The 23,754-nt window shown below is 71.0% G+C and carries 18 protein-coding genes; 10 read left to right on the forward strand and 8 right to left on the reverse strand.

The features are described 5' to 3' along the window. Positions 1–56: 56 nt before the first annotated feature. On the reverse strand, positions 57–1,892 hold the full coding sequence (locus tag AC0VYN_RS26710; protein ID WP_475533015.1) for a lytic transglycosylase domain-containing protein: 1,836 nt from the start codon (positions 1,890–1,892) through the stop codon (positions 57–59). Between the two features lie 247 nt (positions 1,893–2,139). On the opposite strand from AC0VYN_RS26710, the gene AC0VYN_RS26715 reads away from it, so the two are divergent. Then, on the forward strand, positions 2,140–2,994 hold the full coding sequence (locus AC0VYN_RS26715; protein ID WP_475533016.1) for a DUF4184 family protein: 855 nt from the start codon (positions 2,140–2,142) through the stop codon (positions 2,992–2,994). Between the two features lie 586 nt (positions 2,995–3,580). On the opposite strand, the gene polA is transcribed toward AC0VYN_RS26715, so the two are convergent. After that, positions 3,581–6,307: a DNA polymerase I gene (gene polA, locus AC0VYN_RS26720; RefSeq protein WP_475533017.1), complete on the reverse strand. Its 2,727-nt coding sequence runs from the start codon at positions 6,305–6,307 to the stop codon at positions 3,581–3,583. Between the two features lie 248 nt (positions 6,308–6,555). On the opposite strand from polA, the gene AC0VYN_RS26725 reads away from it, so the two are divergent. From AC0VYN_RS26725 to AC0VYN_RS26765, 9 genes are all read left to right on the forward strand, one after another. Continuing rightward, positions 6,556–8,835, forward strand: a complete 2,280-nt coding sequence (locus AC0VYN_RS26725; RefSeq protein ID WP_475533018.1) for an FdhF/YdeP family oxidoreductase — start codon at positions 6,556–6,558, stop codon at positions 8,833–8,835. 66 nt (positions 8,836–8,901) lie between these two features. Beyond that, positions 8,902–9,432, forward strand: coding sequence for a hotdog fold thioesterase (locus tag AC0VYN_RS26730; protein WP_475533019.1), 531 nt, complete (start codon positions 8,902–8,904; stop codon positions 9,430–9,432). A 9-nt stretch (positions 9,433–9,441) separates the two neighbouring features. Next, positions 9,442–9,861: a hypothetical protein gene (locus AC0VYN_RS26735; RefSeq protein ID WP_475533020.1), complete on the forward strand. Its 420-nt coding sequence runs from the start codon at positions 9,442–9,444 to the stop codon at positions 9,859–9,861. Next, on the forward strand, positions 9,858–10,481 hold the full coding sequence (locus AC0VYN_RS26740) for a Tat pathway signal sequence domain protein (protein WP_475533021.1): 624 nt from the start codon (positions 9,858–9,860) through the stop codon (positions 10,479–10,481). The genes AC0VYN_RS26735 and AC0VYN_RS26740 overlap by 4 nt, the downstream gene beginning before the upstream one ends. A 287-nt stretch (positions 10,482–10,768) precedes the next feature. Further along, positions 10,769–12,010 carry a branched-chain amino acid ABC transporter substrate-binding protein gene (locus AC0VYN_RS26745; RefSeq protein ID WP_475533022.1) on the forward strand — a complete coding sequence of 414 codons (1,242 nt, stop codon included), beginning with the start codon at positions 10,769–10,771 and terminating at the stop codon, positions 12,008–12,010. Between the two features lie 118 nt (positions 12,011–12,128). Beyond that, positions 12,129–13,061 (forward strand): branched-chain amino acid ABC transporter permease, encoded by a 933-nt coding sequence (locus AC0VYN_RS26750; RefSeq protein WP_385462106.1) that lies wholly within the window; start codon positions 12,129–12,131, stop codon positions 13,059–13,061. 5 nt (positions 13,062–13,066) lie between these two features. After that, positions 13,067–14,893, forward strand: a complete 1,827-nt coding sequence (locus AC0VYN_RS26755; protein WP_475533023.1) for a branched-chain amino acid ABC transporter permease — start codon at positions 13,067–13,069, stop codon at positions 14,891–14,893. 5 nt (positions 14,894–14,898) lie between these two features. Next, positions 14,899–15,813 (forward strand): ABC transporter ATP-binding protein, encoded by a 915-nt coding sequence (locus tag AC0VYN_RS26760; protein ID WP_475533024.1) that lies wholly within the window; start codon positions 14,899–14,901, stop codon positions 15,811–15,813. Next, positions 15,810–16,526, forward strand: a complete 717-nt coding sequence (locus tag AC0VYN_RS26765) for an ABC transporter ATP-binding protein (RefSeq protein ID WP_386925078.1) — start codon at positions 15,810–15,812, stop codon at positions 16,524–16,526. The genes AC0VYN_RS26760 and AC0VYN_RS26765 overlap by 4 nt, the downstream gene beginning before the upstream one ends. Positions 16,527–16,663: 137 nt before the next feature. On the opposite strand, the gene AC0VYN_RS26770 is transcribed toward AC0VYN_RS26765, so the two are convergent. The 6 genes from AC0VYN_RS26770 to AC0VYN_RS26795 all read right to left on the reverse strand — a co-directional run bounded on the left by AC0VYN_RS26770 (position 16,664) and on the right by AC0VYN_RS26795 (position 23,692). Next, the gene (locus tag AC0VYN_RS26770) at positions 16,664–17,011 is read right to left on the reverse strand and encodes a hypothetical protein (RefSeq protein WP_475533025.1); all 348 of its coding nucleotides are present in this window, start codon (positions 17,009–17,011) and stop codon (positions 16,664–16,666) included. Positions 17,012–17,189: 178 nt separating this feature from the next. Further along, the gene (locus AC0VYN_RS26775; protein ID WP_350814963.1) at positions 17,190–17,540 is read right to left on the reverse strand and encodes a hypothetical protein; all 351 of its coding nucleotides are present in this window, start codon (positions 17,538–17,540) and stop codon (positions 17,190–17,192) included. Positions 17,541–17,557: 17 nt separating this feature from the next. Further along, the gene (locus AC0VYN_RS26780; protein ID WP_318218142.1) at positions 17,558–17,878 is read right to left on the reverse strand and encodes a hypothetical protein; all 321 of its coding nucleotides are present in this window, start codon (positions 17,876–17,878) and stop codon (positions 17,558–17,560) included. Between the two features lie 20 nt (positions 17,879–17,898). Further along, the gene (locus tag AC0VYN_RS26785; protein WP_475533026.1) at positions 17,899–22,620 is read right to left on the reverse strand and encodes a putative T7SS-secreted protein; all 4,722 of its coding nucleotides are present in this window, start codon (positions 22,618–22,620) and stop codon (positions 17,899–17,901) included. A 2-nt stretch (positions 22,621–22,622) separates the two neighbouring features. Continuing rightward, complete coding sequence (locus tag AC0VYN_RS26790) at positions 22,623–23,288, reverse strand: hypothetical protein (protein WP_475533027.1); 666 nt, start codon at positions 23,286–23,288, stop codon at positions 22,623–22,625. Beyond that, positions 23,285–23,692: a hypothetical protein gene (locus AC0VYN_RS26795; RefSeq protein ID WP_475533028.1), complete on the reverse strand. Its 408-nt coding sequence runs from the start codon at positions 23,690–23,692 to the stop codon at positions 23,285–23,287. The genes AC0VYN_RS26790 and AC0VYN_RS26795 overlap by 4 nt, the downstream gene beginning before the upstream one ends. Positions 23,693–23,754: the final 62 nt, after the last annotated feature.

Genomic DNA, 23,754 nt, shown 5'->3' on the forward strand with positions numbered 1-23,754 from the left:
GGGCGCCCCCTCCGCCGCGGCGGAGGGGGCGCCCTCGGTGCCGGTCCGGCGGGTGCCTACGCGGTGGGTTCGGCCGACGGGTCGCCCGACGGGTCCGCGGAGGGGCTCGGCGAGGCGTCGGGGGAAGCCCCGGTGGACGGGTCCGGCGACGGCTCGGCCTCTGCCTTCGCCACCTTCAGCGGGACGTCGAGGGTGGCGCCGCCCGCGGTGGTGAGGCGCAGCACGAACGTGCCCTCGGTGTCGTCCGCGTACAGCTTCGGCAGCGTCAGCAGGCCCTGGGCGTCGGTCGTCAGGCCGCTCAGGGCGCGGACGGCCTTGCCGTCCGCGTCCTTGAAGTAGGGGCCCTTGTCGTTCACGGCCGGGTCGGCCGCCGACGTGACGAGCGTGGCGGTGACGGCGACCTTGTCCGCGACGGCGCCCTTGTACGTCGCCTTCACCTCGACGCGGTCCGCGAACTCGCCGCCCACGGTGCAGGTGAGCGCCGCGGCGCCGGTGCGGGCGAGGGCGTCGGCGACGCGCTCGGTGACGGTGGCCCGGTAGTCGAGGCCGGCGACGGTACGGCCGACGACGGTGGCGCGGACGGTGAACGCGCCGGTCTTCTCGCCCGCCCTGAGTGCGGGTGCCGCGGCCACGCCGGCGCTGCCGGTGACGACGGTGGCGACGTTCTCGCCGCCGGCGAAGGTGGCGTCCGTGTCCCCGACGATCGTGAAGCGGATGCGGACCTTGGCGACGGCCTCCCCGCTCCTGGTCTCGGCCCGGGTGCTGATCCTCCCTGCGAACGTGTCGCCCGCGGTGGCGGTGAGGCCGGAGGTGCCGGCGTTCTCCAGGTGGTGCACCGTGTCGGTGGGGGTGGGTGTCGTCGTCGGCGGGATCGAGGGGGTGGGGTCCGGTGAACCGGTGCCGGGCGGCGAGGGCTCGGCGGGGACGGCCGGACCGGTGGAGCCGCCGGAGCCGCCGGAGCCGCCCGGGGACGGCGTCGACGTGCCCGGGGTCACGGGCACGGTGGGCAGGCCGGGGGTGCCGGTGAGACCGGGCGACGGGCTCGGCCCGGTCACGGCGCCGTCGTCGCTGCGGCCGACCGGCAGCGCGCCGGAGCCGTCCGGGACCTCGTGGGTGCCCTTGCGGTAGTACTCCAGCCAGGACAGGACCGTGTTCAGGTAGTCCTGCGAGTTGTTGTAGCTGAGGATCGCGCGGTTGAGGTCGGCCTGGACGGCCAGGTCCCAGCCGTTGCGGCACAGGTAGTGGCCGGCGGCGAGGGCGGCGTCGTAGACGTTGTTGGGGTCCTTCAGGCCGTCACCGTTGCCGTCGCGGCCCGCCCACGCCCAGGTGGACGGGATGAACTGCATGGGGCCGACGGCGTTGTCGTAGCTGCTGTTGCCGTCGTAGACGCCGTTGTCGGTGTCCTTGATGAGCGCGAAGCCGTTGCCGTCGAGCTGCGGGCCGATGATGCGGCCGGTGGTGGTGCCGTTCGCGTCGACCCGGCCGCCGCGGGCCTGACCGGACTCCACCTTGCCGATGGCGGCGAGGAGTTGCCACGGCAGGTTGCAGCCGGGCTTGGCCCGGCGCAGCTCCGACTCGGCCTTCTTGTACGCGTCGAGGACGGTCGCGGGGATGCCCGCTTCGGCGGGGCCCCGGGACACGGGGGTGCCGACGGTGGGCGCGGGGCTCGGGGTGTTGAGCGGCGGCAGGTCCGTGTAGTAGGGCGAGTTGCCGGTGGCGCTGTCGTCGGAGGCCGCGGAGGGTGACGGCGTGCCGTCGGCGGTGGTCCGTCTGCCGTTGCCGTCCGCCGTCACGTCGGGAGCCTGGGACGCGGAGAGGGCCGCGACCGCGACCGCCGCGACGGTGGTGGTGACCGCCGCCTTGCGGAGTCTCCTGTCGAACTGCGCCGCCATAGAGTGACCCCTCCCGTGGACGCCCGCGCGTCCGTCTCCGTCGTCCGTCCGTCTTCGGCTGTGGTGCTCGCGCCGTACCGTCCCCGTGGGGACGAGCGGCCCGAGCCGGAGGTTGCGCCGCAACTTTCCGAGCGCGAGGGTCGTCTGTTCGACCAGTACGGCGCCGCAGGCGACCCTACGACAACTTGCTTTGCGTGGGCACCCGTTCGTGCCCGATATTCACCAGTTGGCCATATGAGGAGCCGGGTTGCCTTTCACCCTCAGTCATGCGGCGGCCGTGCTGCCCGCCGTGCGCGGCGACGGTTCCGGGCGGGGCCGCCTGGTGCCGGCCGTGCTGGTCGCGGGTTCGTTCTCGCCCGACATGACCTACTACGCGGCGAGTCTGGTGTCCGGAGCGATGGAGTTCGGGGACGTGACGCACTCCTTCGCCGGGGTCTTCTCGGTCGACGTGCTCATCGCCTGGGCGCTGGTGGGGCTGTGGCTGCTGATGCGCGAGCCGGTGGTGGCGCTGCTGCCGCGGGCCCGGCAGGGGCGTCTCGCCGCCCTGCTGCGCTGCGGGGCGCCACGGGCGCGCGTGCGGCCGTCCCTGGTGGTGCGGTGGTACGTGTCGGCGGCGCTGGGTGCGCTGACGCACGTGGTGTGGGACGCGTTCACGCATCTCGACCGGTGGGGGATGCGGGTGCTGCCCGTGCTGGGACGGGAGATCGCGGGCTCGCCGCTGTACTGGTACCTGCAGTACGGCGGTTCCGCGGTGGCGGCGGTGGTGATCGTCGTGTTCGTGGCGCGGGCGCTGCGCCGGCGGCCTCCGGCCGAGCCGCTGGGCGTCCCCGCGCTGTCGGCACGGGACCGGTGGTGGGCCGGGGCGGTGCTCGGCGGCTGTGCGCTGGCCGGGGTGGTGCAGCGGACGGCCCGGTGGTGGGAGCACGGGGCGTCCGGGGCGAAGCCCTGGGAGGTCGTCCCGACGGTGTGCTTCGGGGCGGGCGCGGGGCTGGTCCCGGGTCTGCTGCTGTGTGCCGTGGGGATCAGGGTGTGGCGTCCGGTCCCGGTCCCCGCCGCCCCGGGAGGCGTCGGTGCGGAGCCGGCCCGCCGGGTGGCGCGCTGAGGGGGTCGGCGGGCGCGACGAACGCGGTGGGAGTGCGCGCGGGGCGCGACCGGGGCAGCAGGGTGAGGGCGAGCGTCAGGTAGCCGCGGGCCAGGTCGGCCCAGAGGCGCCGGGCGGGGACCTCGCGTGGCGCCGCGGCGGCGCGGCCCCGGCGGGTCACTCGGCGGCGGAGGCCCTCCCCGGTACGGCGCAGGGCCGTCATGAGCGTGGCCGGGACGCGGCCGGTGCTCGCGCCCGGCGCGAAGTCCGGGACCGTCGGGAGTGGCACGCGGGCGGGTCGGTCCGTGCTTGCCCGAGCCGGTGTCGTCCGGTGGTGGAGCATGCGTATACCCATGCCCGCATCCTGGGGGGAGGAAGGGGGCGGGGGCTTTCCCGCGGGGGCCACCTGAGTGACGGGTCCTCCGGAGGCGGCGGACGGGGGCGACGGGAGGCCCGCGGGGCCGGGCTCGTGGCGGGGGAACGCGGTGAACCGCCGGATCCGCGGCCCTGCGGCACGGCGCCGCCGCCGAAGCCGGGCCTTGGGGGCTGGACGCGCGGGAGCCGGGGCAGGTGTCCGTCCTGCTCCCGGCTCCCGCGGCGTCGGCGGCTAGTGCGCCGCCGATTCCCAGTCCGCGCCCGAGCCGACCGAGACGCCCAGGGGAACCCTGAGGTCCACGGCGTTCGCCATCTCGCGGCGGACCAGTTCCTCCGCCGCGGCCCGCTCGCCGGGGGCGATCTCCAGGACGATTTCGTCGTGGACCTGGAGCAGCATGCGGGACGCGAGGCCGGCCTCGCGCAGCGCCCGGTCCACGTTGAGCATGGCGATCTTGACGATGTCGGCCGCCGTGCCCTGGATCGGGGCGTTCAGGGCCATCCGCTCGGCCGCCTCGCGGCGCTGGCGGTTGTCGCTGTTGAGGTCGGGCAGGTAGCGGCGGCGGCCGAAGACCGTCGCCGTGTAGCCGGTGGCCCGGGCCTCGTCGACGACCCGGCGCAGATAGTCGCGGACACCGCCGAACCGCTCGAAGTAGGCGTCCATCAGGCCCCGGGCCTCGGCCGCCTCGATGTTCAGCTGCTGGGAGAGACCGAAGGCCGACAGCCCGTACGCCAGGCCGTAGGACATCGCCTTGATCTTGCGGCGCATCTCCGCGTCCACCGCGGACCGCTCGACGGAGAACACCTGCGCGGCGGCGGTGGTGTGCAGGTCCTCGCCGGAGGTGAACGCCTCGATCAGACCCGCGTCCTCGGACAGGTGGGCCATCACGCGCAGTTCGATCTGGCTGTAGTCCGCCGTCATCAGGGACTCGAAGCCCTCGCCGACGACGAAGCCGCGGCGGATCGCCCGGCCCTCGTCGGTGCGGACCGGGATGTTCTGCAGGTTCGGGTCGGTCGAGGACAGACGCCCGGTCGCGGCGACCGTCTGGTTGAACGTGGTGTGGATGCGGCCGTCCGCGGCGATCGTCTTGATCAGGCCCTCGACGGTGACGCGCAGCTTGGCCTGCTCGCGGTGGCGGAGCATGATCACCGGCAGTTCGTTGTCCGTCTGCGTCGCGAGCCACGCCAGCGCGTCGGCGTCCGTGGTGTAGCCGGTCTTGGTCTTCTTCGTCTTGGGCAGGTTCAGCTCGCCGAAGAGGACTTCCTGGAGCTGCTTGGGCGAGCCCAGGTTGAACTCGCGTCCGGCCGCCTCGTGGGCCTCCTTCACGGCCTGCTGGACCGCGCCCGCGAACATCTGCTCCATGGCCCGCAGGTGGTCGCGGTCGGCCGCGATGCCGTGCCGCTCCATGCGGGCCAGCAGGGCGGACGTGGGCAGTTCCATGTCGCGCAGCAGGTCCGCGGCGCCGACCTCCGCCAGGCGGCCCTCGAAGGCCTCGCCCAGGTCGAGGATCGCGCGGGCCTGCACCATGAGCGCCTCGGCCTCGGCGGCGTCGTCCGCGCCGAAGGCCAGCTGTCCGTCGGCCGCCGCGGCCGGGGCCAGCTCGCGGTGCAGGTACTCCAGGGAGAGCGCGTCCAGGTCGAAGGAGCGGCGGCCGGGCTTGACCAGGTAGGCGGCGAGCGCGGTGTCCATGCCGACGCCGGCGACGCTCCAGCCGTGCTCGGCGAGGACGCGCATCGCGCCCTTGGCGTTGTGCAGGACCTTCGGCCGGTCCGGGTCGGACAGCCAGGCGGCGAACGCCGTCTCGTCGGCCTCGTCCAGCTGGGACGGGTCGAACCAGGCGGCCTTCCCGTCGGACGCGGCCAGCGCGACCTCGGCGACCGAGCCGGTGCCCAGCGCCCAGGTGCCCACCGTCGCGACGCCGAGGGGCCGCGTGCCGTGCTCGCCGAGCCAGCCGGCCAGCTCACCGGTGCCCAGCACCGTGCCGTCCAGCTCCACGCCGTCCGTGACGACCGGCGTCGCCTCGGCCTCCTCGGCACCGGGGTCGACGGCGAAGAGCCGCTCGCGCAGCGAGGGGTTGCGGATCTCCAGGGTGTCAAGCAGCATCGCGACGCCCTTGCGGTCGTACGCCGGGCGCTCCAGGTCGGTGACCGTGCCGGGCAGTTCGACCCGCCGCTCCAGCTCGGTGAGCCGGCGGTTGAGCTTCACGGACTCCAGGTGGTCGCGCAGATTCTGCCCGGCCTTGCCCTTGACCTCGTCGACGCGCTCGACCAGTTCCGCGAAGGACCCGAACTGGTTGATCCACTTCGCGGCCGTCTTCTCGCCGACGCCCGGGATGCCCGGCAGGTTGTCCGACGGGTCGCCGCGCAGGGCCGCGAAGTCGGGGTACTGGGCGGGCGTCAGTCCGTACTTCTCGACGACCTTCTCCGGGGTGAACCGGGTGAGCTCGGAGACGCCCTTGGTCGGATACAGCACCGTGGTGTGCTCGCTGACCAGCTGGAACGAGTCCCGGTCGCCGGTGACGATCAGCACCTCGAAGCCCTCGGCCTCGGCCTGGGTGGCGAGCGTGGCGATCACGTCGTCCGCCTCGAAGCCCTCGACGGCGAAGCGGGTCACGTGCATCGCGTCGAGCAGCTCGCCGATCAGCTGGACCTGGCCCTTGAACTCGTCCGGCGTCTTGGAGCGGTTCGCCTTGTACTCCGTGAACTCCTCGGAGCGCCAGGTCTTGCGGGAGACGTCGAACGCCACCGCGAAGTGCGTGGGTGCCTCGTCACGCAGCGTGTTGGCCAGCATCGACGCGAAACCGTAGATCGCGTTGGTCGGCTGGCCCGTCGCGGTCGTGAAGTTCTCCGCGGGCAGCGCGAAGAACGCGCGGTACGCCAGCGAGTGCCCGTCCATGAGCATCAGGCGCGGGCGGCTGCCGCCGGTGGGGGTCTCGGTCTTCTTCGATGCTGTGTCTGCCACGTTCACGATCCTGCCACGTGCCACTGACAGCCCGCTCCGCGCTTCGCCGGTGCCGGGCGCGCGCCGACGTCCGGCGCGGCCGGCCGCGCGGTTGCCGGGACCCCTCGTACGCACCGCGGCGGCGGTGGAGGAGCCGCGGCCACCGCAGCCGTCGCTCCTCCACCCGTTCCCGCCCGGCCTCCCTCGGTGTCGGCGGCCCATGCGAGGATCGGAGACGTACCTCACACGTGCAGGCGAAGGAGCGCGCGATGGCCACGAAGCCGCCCAAGGGTGATCCGGTTCAGGACGCGCCGCAGGTCACCGGGCCCCAGCATGCGGCGGCGGGCATTCCGGCCATCGGCCACACCCTGCGCATCGCGCAGCGGCAGATGGGAGTGCGGCGGACCGCGCTGACGCTGCTGAGCGTCAACCAGAAGGACGGCTTCGACTGCCCGGGCTGCGCCTGGCCGGAGCCGGACCACCGGCACAGGGCCGAGTTCTGCGAGAACGGCGCGAAGGCCGTGGCCGAGGAGGCGACCCTGCGCCGGGTCACCCCGGAGTTCTTCGCCGCGCACTCCGTGGCCGACCTGGCGACCCGCAGCGGCTACTGGCTGGGCCAGCAGGGGCGGCTCACCCATCCCGTGTACCTCCCGGAGGGCGGCGGGCACTACGAGCCGGTCACCTGGGAGCGCGCCTTCGGCATCGTCGCCGAGGAGATCGCCGCCCTGGACTCGCCCGACGAGGCGGTCTTCTACACCTCGGGGCGCACCAGCAACGAGGCGGCGTTCCTCTACCAGCTCTTCGCGCGCGAGCTGGGCACCAACAACCTGCCGGACTGCTCCAACATGTGCCACGAGTCGTCCGGCTCGGCCCTGTCCGAGACCATCGGGGTCGGCAAGGGCAGCGTGCTGCTGGAGGACCTCCACAAGGCCGACCTGATCATCGTGGCCGGCCAGAACCCGGGCACCAACCACCCGCGCATGCTCACCGCCCTGGAGAAGGCCAAGGCGAACGGCGCGAGGATCATCAGCGTCAATCCGCTGCCCGAGGCGGGCCTGGAGCGCTTCAAGAACCCGCAGACGCCGAAGGGGCTCACCACCGGGGCCGCGCTGACCGACCTGTTCCTCCAGATCCGCCTCGGCGGCGACCAGGCGCTGTTCCGGCTCCTGAACAAGCTGATCCTCGAGACCGGGGGCGCGGTCGACGAGGCGTTCGTCGCCGAACACACGCACGGCTTCGAGGAGTTCGCCGAGGCCGCGCGGGCCGCCGACTGGGCGGAGACGCTCGCGGCGACCGGGCTGACCCGCGCGGAGATCGAGGAGGCGCTGCGCCTGGTCCTCGCCTCGGAGCGCACCATCGTGTGCTGGGCGATGGGTCTGACCCAGCACAAGCACTCGGTGCCCACCATCCGCGAGGTCGTCAACTTCCTCCTGCTGCGCGGCAACATCGGCCGGCCGGGCGCCGGCGTCTGCCCGGTGCGCGGCCACTCCAACGTGCAGGGCGACCGCACGATGGGCATCTTCGAACGTCCGGCGCCCGCGTTCCTGGACGCCCTGGAGAAGGAGTTCGGCTTCGCCCCGCCCCGCGAGCACGGCTACGACGTCGTGCGGGCCATCCGCGCGCTGCGCGACGGCGAGGCGAAGGTCTTCTTCGCCATGGGCGGCAACTTCGTCTCCGCGTCCCCCGACACCGAGGTGACCGAGGCGGCGATGCGCCGCGCCCGCCTCACCGTGCACGTGTCGACGAAGCTGAACCGCTCGCACGCCGTCACGGGCGCGCGGGCCCTGATCCTGCCGACGCTGGGGCGCACCGAGCGCGATCTCCAGGCCGGCGGCGAGCAGTTCGTCACCGTCGAGGACTCGATGGGCATGGTGCACGCCTCTCGGGGACGGCTCGAGCCCGCGAGCCGCCACCTGCTGTCCGAGCCGGCCATCGTGTGCCGGCTGGCGCGCCGGGTGCTCGGGGAGGACAGCAGGGTGCCGTGGGAGGAGTTCGAGAAGGACTACGCGGCGATCCGCGACCGCATCGGGCGGGTGATCCCCGGCTTCGAGGACTTCAACGCGCGCGTGGCGGCCCCGGGCGGCTTCGCCCTCCCCCACGCCCCGCGCGACGAGCGCCGCTTCCCGACGGCCACCGGGAAGGCCAACTTCACCGCCGCGCCCGTCGAGTACCCCGAGCTGCCCGAGGGCCGGCTGCTGCTGCAGACGCTGCGCTCGCACGACCAGTACAACACCACGATCTACGGCCTGGACGACCGCTACCGCGGCATCAGGAACGGCCGCCGGGTGGTGCTCGTCAACCCGGAGGACGCCGAGAGGCTGAACGTCGCGGACGGCTCCTACGTCGACCTGGTCGGCGAGTGGTCGGACGGCGTGGAGCGCCGGGCACCCGATTTCCGTGTCGTGCACTACCCGACGGCCCGTGGCTGCGCCGCCGCCTACTACCCGGAGACCAACGTCCTGGTGCCGCTGGACGCCACGGCGGACACCAGCAACACCCCGGCCAGCAAGTCGGTCGTCGTCCGTCTGGAACAATCGGCGACCGACTGAGCGTTCGCTCAGCCGAGCCGACAGGCGCATCGGACCGACGGATCGCGACGAACGGAGCAAGGCCCCATGGGTGAGCAGCAGCAGGTGCGGTTCCCGCAGGAGATCATCGACGAGTACGCCGCCATGGGCGTCGACCTTCCCGCGCTGTTCTCCGCGGGGCACCTGGGGGCGCGGATGGGCGTCCAGGTCCTGGAGGCGGCGCCCGAGCGGGTCGTCGGCACCATGCCGGTGGAGGGCAACACCCAGCCGTACGGGCTGCTGCACGGCGGCGCCTCGGCGGTGCTGGCCGAGACGCTGGGGTCGGTGGGCTCGATGCTGCACGGCGGCAGCTCCAAGATCGCCGTCGGCGTCGACCTGAACTGCACCCACCACCGCGGGGTCCGCTCCGGACTGGTCACCGGTGTGGCCACGCCCGTGCACCGGGGCCGGACGACGGCGACGTACGAGATCGTGATCAGCGACGAGCAGGAGCGGCGGGTGTGCACCGCCCGTCTGACCTGCCTGCTGCGCGACGTTGACTCCGGCGAGGGCGCCCGGGCGGGCGCGGCGGACCGGACTGCCGTCGTCCCCGTTGTCCCCCTCGCTCCGGCGCCTTAGCGTCGGGGCATGGAACGGGGCAGAGTCCCCAGGCCGGCGGCCGCCGGGGGCAGGATCCGGCGTGCGGTCCCCCTGGCACTGCTGACGGCCGTACTGACGACCGCGTGCGGCGGCGGCTCCGGTACCGGCGGGGCGCGTCCGGCCACCGCCGTCCCGCCGCCGTCGCCCGTGTCCGATGCCGTGTTGTGCGTGCGCGTCGTCGCCCACTGGTCGCGCGAGGTGCTGGACGGCGGCACCTACGGCGACTACCAGTCGATGGGGCTGTCGAACCGGCAGTACGACATCCTGCGGGAGGTCGTGGCCGCCGCGCGGCCCGTCCTGCGCACGCAGGGCGCCCTCGCCGCGAAGGAGTTGATCGACCGCCGGACGCGGGCCCGGTGCGCCGGACGCCCACCCGGCCGGGACGCGGACGGGGGGCCGTGGCGGTGAGCGGCACCGGTCCCGTCGAGCCGGGCGAGGGCACGCACGTGCGGGAGACCACGCCGCGCGCCCGCCGTCGCCCAGGCCGGCCGCGCGCACGCCTGGGCCGCCTCCACGCACGCCACCGCCGGGCGGTCCGCGCGACGGTCGCGGCCCTCGCCGTCCTGGCGGTCGGCGGCTATCTGTACGCCGGCCGGCCGTGGGAGCAGCCGCCGCCCCCGGCACCTTTGCCGCCCTACCCCTCCCAGGCCGTCGACCTTGTCTACCTGGACCCGGTGGCCGGTCCCGGCGACGCCCCGGCCGGCGACTTCAGCTTCGCGGTGCTGCTCAGCGTGCGGTCCGGACCACCCGTCACGGTGACGCGGGTGACCCAGCCCTACGCCGGACTCTCGGCGACCTCGACCCCCGCGGCACCTTTCCGGACAAAGTCGCATTCCGCCCTCAAGATCATCGTCACTCTGCGGGTGACGGAATGCGAAAAAGCACCACGGAACCCCGGACTCCCTTTCCTGGATGTAACGCTGCGTAATACGCGCGCAATGGAGGAGCACAGTTTCATCCTCGGAACGCGCTATGCGGGGCACCTCTCGCAGGCGCTGCAGGTCGCCTGCGGCAACGTTTCCCGGTAATCACCAAAACGACTTACACGCCTGAACGAGCCCCGTCGGTCCTGCGGGTTCTCAGCATGCGGACAGAGCAAACCGGCCTGAATTCCGCCCTTCTTCCCAGCCAGTACCGCTCTGCATTACCGCGTGTCATAACAAGAGCGTCACAGCATGAGTCAGACCCTCCTCCACGTTCCCCACACACGCTTAGAGTCACGGCCAGTCACCGCGCCGTCGGATTGTCACTTCGGCCCAGCGCTCGACTCGGCCGTCTCCACGGGGAAACGGCTGCGCCAGGGAAAGGACTGATCGTGCGTCAACGTTCGCTCATCGCCATCACCGCCGCTCTGGCGGCGGGAGCGCTCACCCTCACCGCCTGCGGCTCGCGCGACGACGACGGCGGCTCCGACTCCGGGAACGGCGGCAGCGGTGGCGGCACCACCGTCGTCATCGGTGTCGACGCCCCGCTGACCGGCGACCTGTCCGCGCTCGGCCTCGGCATCAAGAACTCGGTGGACCTCGCGGCGAAGACCGCCAACAAGCAGAAGACCGTCGACGGCGTCACCTTCAAGGTCGAGGCCCTCGACGACCAGGGCCAGCCCTCCGTCGGCCAGCAGAACGCCACCAAGCTCGTCGCCGACAAGGACGTCCTCGGCGTCGTCGGCCCGCTGAACTCCTCCGTCGGCGAGTCGATGCAGAAGGTGTTCGACACGGCCAAGCTGGTCGAGGTCTCCCCGGCCAACACCAACCCGTCCCTCACCCAGGGCGTGGACTGGCAGACCAAGAAGGTCCGGGCCTACAAGTCGTACTTCCGCACCGCGACCACGGACGCCGTCCAGGGCCCGTTCGCCGCGCAGTACGTCTACAACGACTCCAAGAAGAAGAAGGTCTTCGTCATCGACGACAAGAAGACCTACGGCGCCGGCCTCGCCGGCACCTTCACCGAGGAGTTCAAGAAGCTCGGCGGCCAGGTGGTCGGCACCGAGCACATCAACCCGGACACCAAGGACTTCAACGCGGTCGCCACCAAGGTCAAGAACTCCGGCGCCGACGTCGTCTACTACGGCGGCGAATACCCGCAGGCCGGCCCGCTCAGCAAGCAGATCAAGGAAGCGGGCGCCAAGATTCCGGTCGTCGGCGGCGACGGCATCTACAGCGCCGACTTCATCAAGCTCGCCGGCGCCAGCGGCACCGGCGACCTCGCCACCTCCGTCGGCGCGCCGGTCGAGGAACTCCCCTCCGCCAAGGAGTTCGTCGCCAACTACAAGGCCGAGGGTTACAAGGAGGCCTTCGAGGCGTACGGCGGCTACTCCTACGACTCCGCCTGGGCGATCATCGAGGCCGTCAAGAAGGTCGTCGAGGACAACGGCGGAAAGCTCCCCGACGACGCCCGCGCCAAGGTCGTGGACGCCATGCAGAACGTCTCCTTCGACGGTGTGACCGGCAAGGTCTCCTTCGACGAGTTCGGTGACGCCACCAACAAGCAGCTCACCGTGTACGCCGTCGAGAACGGTGCGTGGAAGGCCGTGAAGTCCGGCACCTACACCGGCTGACCCACCCGCACCACACCACTGCCCACGAGCCGCGCGGGGCGCTGTTCCACAGGCGCCCCGCGCGGACTCGCATCCGGGCCACATCCGTCGAACATCCGAAAGTCTCGGAGGACATGCGGTGAACGAACTGCCGCAGCAGCTGGTCAACGGCCTGCTACTGGGATCCATGTACGGGCTGATCGCCATCGGCTACACAATGGTCTACGGCATTGTCCAGCTCATCAACTTCGCCCACGGTGAGATCTTCATGGTCGGCGCCTTCGGCGCGCTCACGGTCCACCTGTACATCCTGCCCGACGGCACCACCATGTGGGTCGCCCTGCCTCTGATGCTGCTCGGTGCCGTGATCGTCTCCGTCGCCGTCGCCATCGGGGCGGAACGGTTCGCCTACCGCCCGCTGCGCGGCGCCCCCCGCCTCGCGCCGCTCATCACCGCCATCGGCCTCTCCCTCGCCCTCCAGCAGGCCGTGTGGGCGCTGTACCCGAACGCCAAGTCGAAGCTCCCCTTCCCCCAGATCGAGGGCGGGCCCTTCCACATCGGCAGCGCCACCATCCAGACCGGCGACATCTTCCTCCTCGTCGCCGCACCGGTCAGCATGGCCATCCTCGCCTTCTTCGTGATGCGCACCCGCACCGGACGCGGCATGCAGGCGACCGCCCAGGACCCGGACACGGCCAAGCTCATGGGCATCAACACCGACCGCATCATCGTGGTCGCCTTCGCCCTCGGTGCCGTCTTCGCCGCCGTCGGCGCCGTCGCCAACGGCCTCAAGTACGGCCAGATCGACTTCAAGATGGGCTTCATCCTCGGCCTGAAGGCCTTCACCGCGGCGGTGCTGGGCGGCATCGGCAACATCTACGGCGCCATGATCGGCGGCGTCGTCCTCGGCGTCGCCGAAACCCTGGCCACCGCCTACATCGCCGACATCCCCGGCCTGGACAAGTTCGGCAGCCAGTCCTGGGCCGACGTCTGGGCGTTCATCCTCCTCATCCTCGTGCTGCTGTTCAGGCCACAGGGCCTGCTCGGCGAACGCGTTGCGGACAGGGCGTGACACCGATGACCACACAGACCACCGCTCCGAAGACCCCGGACACCCCCACCACGGGTGCCCCCACCGGCCTCATCGGCATACCCGCGCACATCGGACGAGCCCTCGCCACCGGCGGCGGCGTCCTCACCGTCCTGTCCACCTTCCTCGCCTGGACCTGGACCGCCGAGTTCCCCGGCGACCTCACCGTCTACGGCTACCCGGGCGGCCTGCAGGTCCTGGTGCTGATCGGCGGCGCCCTCACCGCCCTCCTCGGCCTCGCCTCGTACGGCGTCAGGGGACTGGGCTGGCTCGCACCCGCCGGCGCCGACGCGGCCGTCAAGGTCGCCGCGCTCGCCACCTTCGCCACCGCCTGGTACACGGTCGTCGCGATCAGCACCCAGCTCGGCGGCGTGGTGAACCTGGAGCCCGGCGGCTACGTCGTGGCGGCCGCCACCCTGATCGCCCTGCTCGGCTCGCTCGCCCTGCCGTTCGAGCGTCCGGAACCGGACCCGGTCGACCCCGACGACACCGGCTGGGAGCAGTTCAAGCACACCAGCGCCCACAACTGGCAGATCGTCAGGGCCGCCTTCGCCTCCGGCACCCCGCGCCCCCTGCGCCCGCTGCCCTCCTACGCCGAGCTCCTGATCATCGTCGCCGTCCTCGCCGTCGCCCTGCTCGTCTTCACCTACGGCATCGGCACCGAGTACGACGAACTGTTCGTCGGCTTCCTGATCACGGCCGGCTTCGGTTTCGCCGCCCTCAACAAGTCCGGACTGATCGGCCACATCACGCAGATCACCGCCCGGCACCAGAACATCACCGTCTGCGGCGCCTTCGTCGCGGCGGCCTGCTTCCCCTTCACACAGACCGACGACCAGTACGCCACCCTCGGCGTCTACATCCTCATCTTCGCCACGGTCGCCCTCGGCCTGAACATCGTCGTCGGCCTCGCCGGCCTGCTCGACCTCGGCTACGTCGCCTTCCTCGGCGTCGGCGCCTACGCCGCGGCCCTGGTCTCCGGCTCGCCCAGCTCGCCCTTCGGCGTCCACTTCCCCTTCTGGGCAGCGGTGCTCGTCGGCGCCGCCGCCTCCCTGGTGTTCGGCGTCCTCATCGGCGCCCCGACCCTGCGGCTGCGCGGCGACTACCTCGCCATCGTCACCCTGGGCTTCGGAGAGATCTTCCGCATCGCGGCCAACAACACCGACGGCACGTCGGGCCCGGACCTCACCAACGGCTCCAACGGCGTCTCGTCGATCCCCGACCTCAAGATCCTCGGCTTCGACCTCGGCATCCAGCACGACATCGCCGGCTTCACCATCGGCCGGTTCGCCAACTACTTCTTCCTGATGCTGATCATCACGGCCGTCGTCGTCCTCGTCTTCCGGCGCAGTGGCGACTCCCGCATCGGCCGCGCCTGGGTCGCCATCCGCGAGGACGAGACCGCCGCGCTCGCCATGGGCATCAACGGCTTCCGCGTCAAGCTCATCGCCTTCGCCGTCGGCGCCACCCTCGCCGGCCTCGCCGGCACCGTGCAGGCACACGTCACCTACACCGTCACCCCCGAGCAGTACCTCTTCGCCGGCACCACGCCGCCCAACTCCGCCTTCCTGCTCGCCGCGGTCGTCCTCGGCGGCATGGGCACCATCGCCGGTCCGCTCATCGGCGCCGCACTGCTCTTCCTCATTCCCAACAAGCTCCAGTTCCTCGGCGACTACCAGCTCCTCGCCTTCGGACTCGCACTCGTGCTGCTGATGCGCTTCCGCCCCGAGGGCCTCATCCCCAACCGGCGCCGCCAGCTGGAGTTCCACGAAGAGGCCGAAGCGCCCGCAGTCCTGAGCAAGACAGGGGCCTGACCACCATGACCACCGACACCACCACCAAGGACACCGCCGCGGGCGCCCCCGCCCCCGGCACCCCCGTCCTCGACGCACGCGGCGTCACCATGCGCTTCGGCGGACTCACCGCCGTACGCGGCGTCGACCTCACCGTCAACAGCGGCGAGATCGTCGGCCTCATCGGCCCCAACGGCGCCGGCAAGACCACCTTCTTCAACTGCCTGACCGGCCTGTACATCCCGACCGAGGGCGAGGTCCGCTACAAGGACAAGGTCCTGCCGCCCAAGTCCTTCAAGGTCACCGCCGCCGGCATCGCCCGCACCTTCCAGAACATCCGGCTGTTCGCCAACATGACGGTCCTCGAGAACGTCCTCGTCGGCCGCCACACCCGCACCAAGGAAGGCTTCTGGTCCGCCGTCCTGCGCGGCCCCGGCTTCCACAAGGCGGAGGCGGCCTCCCGGACACGCGCCATGGAACTCCTGGAGTTCGTCGGCCTCGCCGACAAGGCCGAGCACCTCGCCCGCAACCTCCCCTACGGCGAGCAGCGCAAGCTGGAGATCGCCCGCGCCCTCGCCAGCGAACCGGGCCTGCTGCTCCTGGACGAGCCCACGGCCGGCATGAACCCCCAGGAGACCCGGACCACCGAGGAACTCGTCTTCGCCATCCGCGACAAGGGCATCGCCGTCCTCGTCATCGAGCACGACATGCGCTTCATCTTCAACCTCTGCGACCGCGTCGCCGTCCTCGTCCAGGGCGAGAAACTGGTCGAGGGCGACAGCGCCACCGTCCAGGGGGACGAACGCGTCGTCGCCGCCTACCTCGGCGAACCCCTCGAGAACGACCCCGGCGCCGCGGAAGCCGCCGAGGTCGAGGCCGCCGAGGCCGCACAGGCCGACACCACCACGGACACCTCGGCCGGCAAGGAGAACGACCGATGACCGCACTGCTCGAGGTCGAGGACCTCCGCGTCGCCTACGGCAAGATCGAGGCCGTCAAGGGCATCTCGTTCAAGGTCGACGCGGGCGAGGTGGTCACCCTCATCGGCACCAACGGCGCCGGCAAGACCACCACCCTGCGAACCCTGTCGGGGCTCCTCAAGCCGGTCGGCGGCCAGATCAAGTTCGGCGGCAAGTCGCTCAAGAAGGTCCCCGCCCACCAGATCGTCTCGCTGGGCCTCGCCCACTCCCCCGAGGGCCGGCACATCTTCCCCCGCATGAGCATCGAGGACAATTTGCGCCTCGGCGCCTTCCTCCGCGACGACAAGCCGGGCGTCGAGAAGGACATCCAGCGGGCCTACGACCTCTTCCCGATCCTCGGCGAACGCCGCAAGCAGGCCGCGGGCACCCTGTCCGGCGGCGAGCAGCAGATGCTCGCCATGGGACGCGCCCTGATGTCCCAGCCGAAGCTGCTCATGCTGGACGAGCCCTCCATGGGCCTCTCCCCCATCATGATGCAGAAGATCATGTCGACGATCGCCGAGCTGAAGTCGCAGGGCACCACCATCCTGCTCGTCGAGCAGAACGCCCAGGCCGCCCTGTCCCTGGCCGACCACGGCCACGTCATGGAGGTCGGCAACATCGTCCTGTCCGGCAGCGGCCGGGACCTCCTCCACGACGAGTCCGTCCGCAAGGCGTACCTCGGCGAGGACTGAGCCGACGGCACCCGGCACGCGAGGGCCGCCACCGCACTCCGGTGGCGGCCCTCGCGCGTCGGTGCCGTGGCGTCACCTCGTCGAACACCGCATGGTGACCAGGCCCGGGCACCGTGCGTGAGCCACGTGCCGGAGGACTACTGTTCCAGCTCCGCCGCGCGTCGCTTGAGGTCCTCCGCCTCCGCGTCCCAGTCGGGGCCGAAGCACAGCAGGTCGGCGGCGGCCTCGCGCAGCAGCTCCGGGTCGTCCGGACGCTGGAGGCAGGCGAGACGGTAGGCCAGATTGCGGGCCCACGGCGGCAGCCCCATCCAGTCCTCGGCGAGCACCTCCCGCAGCATCCCGCGGATCTCGTCCGCACTCGCGAACGTCACCGCCTCGACGAAATCCCGGACGGCGTCCCGGACCTCCCGGCTCTCGGCACCGGCCTCGTCCAGAGCCTCGCCGAGGTTCCTGGCCACGGAGACCTCACCAGGCCCTGACCTCATGGAGCACCTTCTCCTAGGGCACGGATGGGGATTTCGCGGTCTTCGGCACTCTCCGACAGCACAGCCTCGGCGTCGTCGATGGTGAGGAGGACATGCTCGGTGCCGACCCAGTGCAGTGAACACCCCACTCGTGCCGCTCCCACCAGGTGGCGTCACTCATCGATCCAACCCCACCTCACTACTGGAACAGAAGGCGGTCCCTCACCGACAGAGCCGGTGTCACCCGGATGTCCGTGGCACCCGCGCATTCACCCATGTGAAAGTCGACGGATATGCCGGTTCCCGTGCCCCCGCCGGCGACGGACAGGCGCGTCGCACCCTCCCGGAAGACGTCCAACAACTCCGCGCCCTGCTCGTTCGTCCAGCGCATACTGACCGACCGTGACAACACGTCGTAGGAGAAGACGAGAGTCTGCCCGGAAGCGTCCCGGAGAGTGAGCGTACGCACTCCGTCTTCATTCGAATCCGGCCATTCACCGAGGGCTTTGTAGACCTCTTCGTCGTCAGGCGTCAGAAACTCTTGATACATCTGATGGTGCCTTCACTTCACCCCTCCAGAAGATCGGTGACGTAGTCGCGGAGCTGAGGAGGAAGGTCGTCGACGTCGATCTCACGCAGAGGCGAGAGGTGATCGACCTGGACATGGCCGGTGGAGGTGAGCTCGATGATCGCGTGCAACTCGGCTTCCAGGGCGGATTCCTCCCCCTCTGAGGCCGCGGTCGCCGCCAGCAGGGTCGCCAGAGCGGAAGCCTGAGCAGACGTGTACGAACCCACATGGTCCGACGCTTCGTCGGCCGCGCGTTCCCGCGCCGATGCGTCGACGCCCAATACCATCCGAGCCACGCTGATGAAGTCGTGGGACTTCATTGTGAAACACCCGTTCGTCACTAGTACGGAAGTGGAAACTGGGCCGGCCACGGAATGTGTGTGGCATGGGCCGCGTCCGGATTGTAATGAGGACTGTTGGCGTTGTGGACCTGACGGTGATACAGGTTCCCCGCCTCGTCCTGGTACTTCCCGCCGATCGAGATACGGTAGATGTCCCCGTTCGCCGCGTTGGACCCGGCGGGAGCGGTTCCGTCCTTGTCGTGGACCCGCAGACGAACCTTGTTGCCCGTCTCCGGATCGTCCCACTTGTATTCGACGCCCTTCTGCGCACCGCCGTTGGGGTCCGGCTTGAGGACCCGCATCTCGGCATCGTCCGGGACGATGTCGAGCGGGTTGCGACCTCTCACGTCCCAGCCGCCCCCCTCGACGCGGGAGGGATAGGGGGACAGGCCCAGTGGGTCGGCCCACACGTGGGGGTTGACCACGTATGCCGTCGGATTGGGAGCGGGTTCCAGACCGAGCGGATCGGCGGTGAGGTAACGGGCCGTCGCGGGATCGTAGTGGCGGAAAACGTTGTAATGGAGGCCGGTCTCAGGGTCGTAGTACTGACCGGGGAACCGTAGCGGGGTGTAGGTGGTCCCGGCAGTGGACCATGCCGTGGTGCCCCACAGCGTGCTCCGGCTGCGCCAGGCGATGTCACCATTCTCGTCGACCAACTCGGTGGGAGTGCCGACGAGGTCGGCGGCGATGGCGAAGAAGCGGCGGTCGATCTCTTCCTGCCGGACGTCCGCGGTGAGGATGCGCTCGGTCTGGGCCAGCGGCGCCAGGCCGCGGTGGTCCCACGTGAGGACCACTGGGCGGGGCAAGTCCGGGGACACCGTGCTCTGTTCGCACAGTGCCGCGCCGTCCCAGGTGAAGAGAACCTCCTCGACAGCCGTTTCACCGTCGGCGGCGAGGCGCTGCTTGGCGGTGCGGCGACCCAGCGGGTCGTACCGATACCGCCACCGCGCTCCGTCCGGGGTGACCACGGACGTCAGGCGGCCTTCGATGTCCCACGTGAAGCGCCAGGTGTCCGGCTTGCGAGACAGACGGGTCCTCCGACGCAGGATCACGCGGCCGAGCGAGTCGTGTTCGTAGCGGACGCTTCCGGCGCGAGTGAGGGCGGTGCCCTCGTACGTCCGGCGACCGGTGGCCTCGTGGCCGGGGTGGGAGACCGGCCAGGACGCCTCCGTCTGATTGCCGCTCGTGTCGTAGGCGTACCGCTCGCTCCAGCCGTCGGCGGTCACGGAGGTGACGCGGCCGACTGGGTCGTGAGCGAATGCACGGGTGCCGGAGAGCTGGTCGACGAGCGTGACGAGGTGCCCGTCCGCGCGGTAGGTGTACGCCCGGCTGTTAAGCGTCCGGCCCCCGACGGTCAGGTGCTGGGCGGCCAGCCGCCCCGACTCGTCCCAGGCGGAGTGCACGGTGAAGATGTCGTCGAAGACCCGGGACAGCTCACGGCCCGCGGCGTCGTGGGCGAAGGCGATGTGGTGGCCACCGGTGGTCAGATGGTCGGGGCGGCCGGCCTTGTCGTAGGCGTACGTGGTGACATGCCCGGTGGGGGTCACGCGCCGGGACCGGCGGCCGAGCGCGTCGTAGGCGTACGTGATCACGTGGCCGTCGATGACTTCGGTCTTGAGCCGGCCGCAGCGGTCGTAGCCGCGTGCCAGTTCGGTGTCCGGGCCGGAAGCGTGGACGAGACGCCCTGCAAGGTCGTAGGCGTACTCGGTCACCTGCCCCGCGACGTCCTTGCGGATCACCCGGTCCAACGAGTCGTGTGTGAGAGAGACGACGTGGCCGAGAGAGTCCTCCCGTGCGGTCAACCGGCCTGCCCGGTCCCGGCGGTAGCGAATGGTGCGGCCGTCGAAGTCGGTCTCGGCCGTGAGCCGCCCGGCCGCGTCGTACACGTAGCTCCAAGGGAGTCCGTGCGGATCGGTGACCCTGGTGAGACGCAAAGCCGCATCGTGCTCGAACTCATAACGGGCACCGTCCGGGTAGGTACGGGCAGCGAGCAGGTCGAAGTGGGTGTACTCGAAGCGGGTCACCCCTCCGACCGGGTCGGTGTGGGTGAGGCAGTTGCCTTCGCCGTCGTACGTCCACGACGTCGTGGCCCCGCCCGGATCGACACGTCGGGCGAGATTGCCGTCGGCGTCCCACATGAAACGGGTGACTCCGCCGGACGGGTCGGTGATCCGCACGACTCTGCCGAGGGCGTCCCGTTCCAGGCGAGTGGTGCCGCCGGCCGGATCGGTAACCTCCACCGGCAGACCAGCGGCATCGCAGCGGACCCCGGTGGTGGCGCCGAGGGCATCGGTGACGGAGGTCGGACGGCCGGCATCGTCGTAGGCGTAACGGGTCGTGCGGCCGGCCGGGTCGGTGACCGAGACCCGGTTGCCGCGCCCGTCGAACTCCTGCGTGCGGCGGGCACCGTCCGGTTCGTCGATCTCCACCGGCAGCCCGAACCGACCGTACGAACCCCGGACCTGGCTGCCGTCCGGCCGGGTGACCCCGGTGAGACGACCGTCCTCGTCATAGGTGTAGGCGGTGATGCGGCCCAGCGGGTCGGTGCGGCTCGACAGATTGCCGCGAGCGTCGTACGTGAACCGCGTGGTGCTACCGAGCGGGTCGCTGGTGGCCAGGACACGACAGCCGCGGCCGATCAGATGACGCGTGACGGCGCCGTCCGCCGTGGTCAGCGTCGTCGTGCGGTGTCCGGTCCGAGGGTCCGGGTCCGTGTACGCCAGGGTGATCTGGACGTGGCCGGCCTCGCCGCCCTCGACGACGACACGGTCGCGGTCGTCGTACGCGTAGTCGTAGCGGCTCCCGTTGGAGTCGATCCAGGCGGTCACGCGGCGGCGTTCGTCGTAGACGAACGTGGTCGTGGCACCGGACGGCTTGGTGACGGCCGTGAGATTGCCGTCCTCGTAGCCGTAGCGCATCAGCAACAGGTCCGCGCCGCCCTCGCCCGCCCCCGCCAGGGACAGCGCGGTCACCCGGCCCTCGCCACACGTCACCCGCACCTCGTGCCCCGCCGAGTGGACCAGCGCCAGCGGCAGGCCGTCCGCGGACCGGTCGACGTCGACGGCGTGGCCGTTGCGTTCGGTGATGCGGGACAGCCAGCAGGTGCCGTCACCGCCCGGTTCCGTGCCCACCGGGGCGGCGAAGCGCCGCACCAAGCCGCTGTCCGGCTCGGTGACCGTGTAATCGCCGTCGGCGTCACGCGACAGCAGCGTCCGTGCCGTACCCGACTCCGGGCGCGTCGGGGCCCCGGGCACCGGATGCGGATACGTGACCAGCAGACCGTCGGCCGTGACGTGGAGGACCCCCACCGGGTCGACGACGAGGCGCTCATCGACCGTGGAGGACCACGACGGGCCCAGAAACCTGCCAGAGGTGAGACCCGACTCCGTACGCCGGGTGAACGTCAACGGCAGGATGCCGGGGATCACGACATCCGTCTGGGGCAGGAACATCCGTCCCGAGGCGAGGTCCACCGGGTCCGTGCCGTCCGTGACGCGCTCACCGTCGGGACGGTTGTGCGTGCCGTCCGGCGCGTCGTCCACCAGCCGGCGCAGCCGCGCCGTGTCGGCCGCCTCCTCCGCGACCCGCACCCCCTTGACCGCGGCGCCGCCGCCCCCGGTCGCCGCCGTCAGCGCGAGGTCCGGGATCAGCCGCCCGAACCCCTCCGCCGGGTCCTTCATGAAGTCGCTGACCATCTGCTTGCCCGTGCCGACCGGGTCGTTGGCCGCCACCACCAGCCCCGCCGCCAGACTGTTCAGCGACGTCGCGTACTCCGCCGGATGCGTCAGGTTGTACGGATCCATCGGATTGACACTGCGGACGAAGTTCACGATCCCCGCGGTGCCCTTGATGATCCCGCCACCGACATGATCACCGATGATCTGCGCCTCCTGCAGACCGCCACCGAGCTGATCCGCGTACGACGGCTTCTCCGGCGCCTTGTCACGCGCCGCACGCACCGCGCTGCGCGCCGTCTCCGCGGCGTTGTTGCGCTGCTTGCGCGCCTCCGCCAGCAGATCCTGCGCCTCCTTCATCAGCGCCTTGCCCGGATCGTCGAACGTCGGCGCCGGACACGGCGGCAACGTGGACGGATCCCGCTTGTCCGGAGCCTGCGCGTTGTAGCGGTCGACGGCCTTGTTGTAGTCGTCGACCTTCTTGCGATGGGCGTCCGCCGCCTCCTCCGACGCCTTGACGCCCTCCTTCCACTTGTCGATCGCCGTCTGCGCCTGCCCCTGCGCCCACGTCACCGTCGTGGCGAACGCCTCCAGCGCGGCAGCCGCCTCCCCACAGGCATCCGCCCCGGTGAACCACTTCGGCGGCTGAGACCCCACCACCGTCCGCAGCGTCTCCGCCGCCTTGCCCTTCAGCTCGGACGAGTCCAGACCCTTGAGACCGTCACCCACACCGTCGAACGACGACTGGAACCCCCGCAACCGCTCAGCGGTCGACCGGATCTTCGACGCACTGCCGTACACCAGCTTCGTCTTGTCCTCGGTCTGCCCGAGATCCATCTCGTCGACCTCGGCACCCATCCGGTTCGCCACCGAACGGGACTGCTCCCGCACCCAGTCCGCACCGGACTCCCAGCCGACGTCGTCCAGCCGGTCCGCCGTCCAGTTGCCGGCGTCCTCGACCCGGTTGCCGACCCACTCGACACCGTCCTCGACCGCGTTCTCCACCGAGTCCGGAGTGATGTCGCTGAGGAAACCGCCGATACCCACGCTCAGTTCCCCCCGGACTCACCCTGCTGTGCCTGCTGCTGCGCCTGTTGCGCGCGCTCCTTCGGCGACGGACCGAACGTGTCGTCCAACGCCTGGTCGAACTGATCGTCGGAGATCCCGAGCGCCTGGTTGAGCAGGTCCGCCCGGCGCTCGCCCTCCCCCTCGGTCAGAACGGTGCGACCGGTGTCCTTCCACGTCTGCGAGATGTCCTGCCCCGCCTGCTCGAACGACTGCGCACTCCAGTCCGGATCCAGATAGTCCGGCGTGAACACGTCGCCCCAGCCCTGCTGGGTGATCTCCTCCTCCGACGCGTGCGGATTGCCGCCCATCACCGAGTTCACACCGACCTTCAGCGCGCCCTCGACGTACTGGTCGTGCTCCCACTGCGTGCCCGCGGCCAAACCCAGGCGGTTGGCGATCTCGCTCGCGTCGTGGACAAGGGCGCGCACGCCCCACTCCCAGCGCTCGCAGAAGTCCTCGAAGTCGGTCGACAGACCGTGGTGCCCGGCCTCCATACCGGTCATCGCCAGCTCGGAGAAACCTTTGCCCATCACCGAGCCCGTGGAGTCACCGATCTCACCGAGCTGGTCGATCGTGCCGCCCAGCCCCTTGGTGAACTTCGCGACCGCGGCCTCGTCGAACTGCAGGTCCGACCCGTCCCCGCTCATGCCCGCACCTCATCGCCCGCGTCGACGGCAGCCCGGTCCGGCACGATGCCGACGACCGGCGGGAAGAACATCGACCCGTCCTCCGTCGCGATGTCCACCGCGAGCCCCGCCGGCTCACCCAACGACGGCACGATCTCGTCGACGATGCGGGCACCGAGCAGCGCGGCATAGTCCAGGGACTGCCCGCCCGGCGCGTGCAGCAGGGCGAAGCGCGCCAGCGCGGCCTCGTCGGTCAAGGCGCAGACCCACCGCACCCCGCCCGAACGCGCACTCCACAGACCGCCGTCGGCCAGCGGAACCAGCAGCGTCGCTCTCCGCATCTCGCCCACCAACGCCCGCGGATCCCCGACCCCGGCCCGCCGCTCGGCGATACGCCCGGCGAGCGCCGTCCCTGTCTGCTCCACAGCTCCTCCCCCGTTCCGGTGCCTGGCGGCACCCTAGAACAGGACGCGACGGGAGAGGCGGA

It is taken from the genome of Streptomyces sp. 63XJN7_1_ISO-PGPR-S23-121, from assembly GCF_056173025.1.

What these genes read in the sequence shown, in the direction of transcription:
- AC0VYN_RS26760 (WP_475533024.1), top strand. Translation starts at nt 14,899, where the DNA reads ATGACCACCGACACCACCACCAAGGACACCGCCGCGGGCGCCCCCGCC.
- AC0VYN_RS26780 (WP_318218142.1), bottom strand. Translation starts at nt 17,878, where the DNA reads ATGAAGTCCCACGACTTCATCAGCGTGGCTCGGATGGTATTGGGCGTC.
- AC0VYN_RS26770 (WP_475533025.1), bottom strand. Translation starts at nt 17,011, where the DNA reads ATGAGGTCAGGGCCTGGTGAGGTCTCCGTGGCCAGGAACCTCGGCGAG.
- AC0VYN_RS26790 (WP_475533027.1), bottom strand. Translation starts at nt 23,288, where the DNA reads ATGAGCGGGGACGGGTCGGACCTGCAGTTCGACGAGGCCGCGGTCGCG.
- AC0VYN_RS26710 (WP_475533015.1), bottom strand. Translation starts at nt 1,892, where the DNA reads ATGGCGGCGCAGTTCGACAGGAGACTCCGCAAGGCGGCGGTCACCACC.
- AC0VYN_RS26765 (WP_386925078.1), top strand. Translation starts at nt 15,810, where the DNA reads ATGACCGCACTGCTCGAGGTCGAGGACCTCCGCGTCGCCTACGGCAAG.
- AC0VYN_RS26755 (WP_475533023.1), top strand. Translation starts at nt 13,067, where the DNA reads ATGACCACACAGACCACCGCTCCGAAGACCCCGGACACCCCCACCACG.
- AC0VYN_RS26725 (WP_475533018.1), top strand. Translation starts at nt 6,556, where the DNA reads ATGGCCACGAAGCCGCCCAAGGGTGATCCGGTTCAGGACGCGCCGCAG.
- AC0VYN_RS26775 (WP_350814963.1), bottom strand. Translation starts at nt 17,540, where the DNA reads ATGTATCAAGAGTTTCTGACGCCTGACGACGAAGAGGTCTACAAAGCC.
- AC0VYN_RS26730 (WP_475533019.1), top strand. Translation starts at nt 8,902, where the DNA reads ATGGGTGAGCAGCAGCAGGTGCGGTTCCCGCAGGAGATCATCGACGAG.
- AC0VYN_RS26735 (WP_475533020.1), top strand. Translation starts at nt 9,442, where the DNA reads ATGGAACGGGGCAGAGTCCCCAGGCCGGCGGCCGCCGGGGGCAGGATC.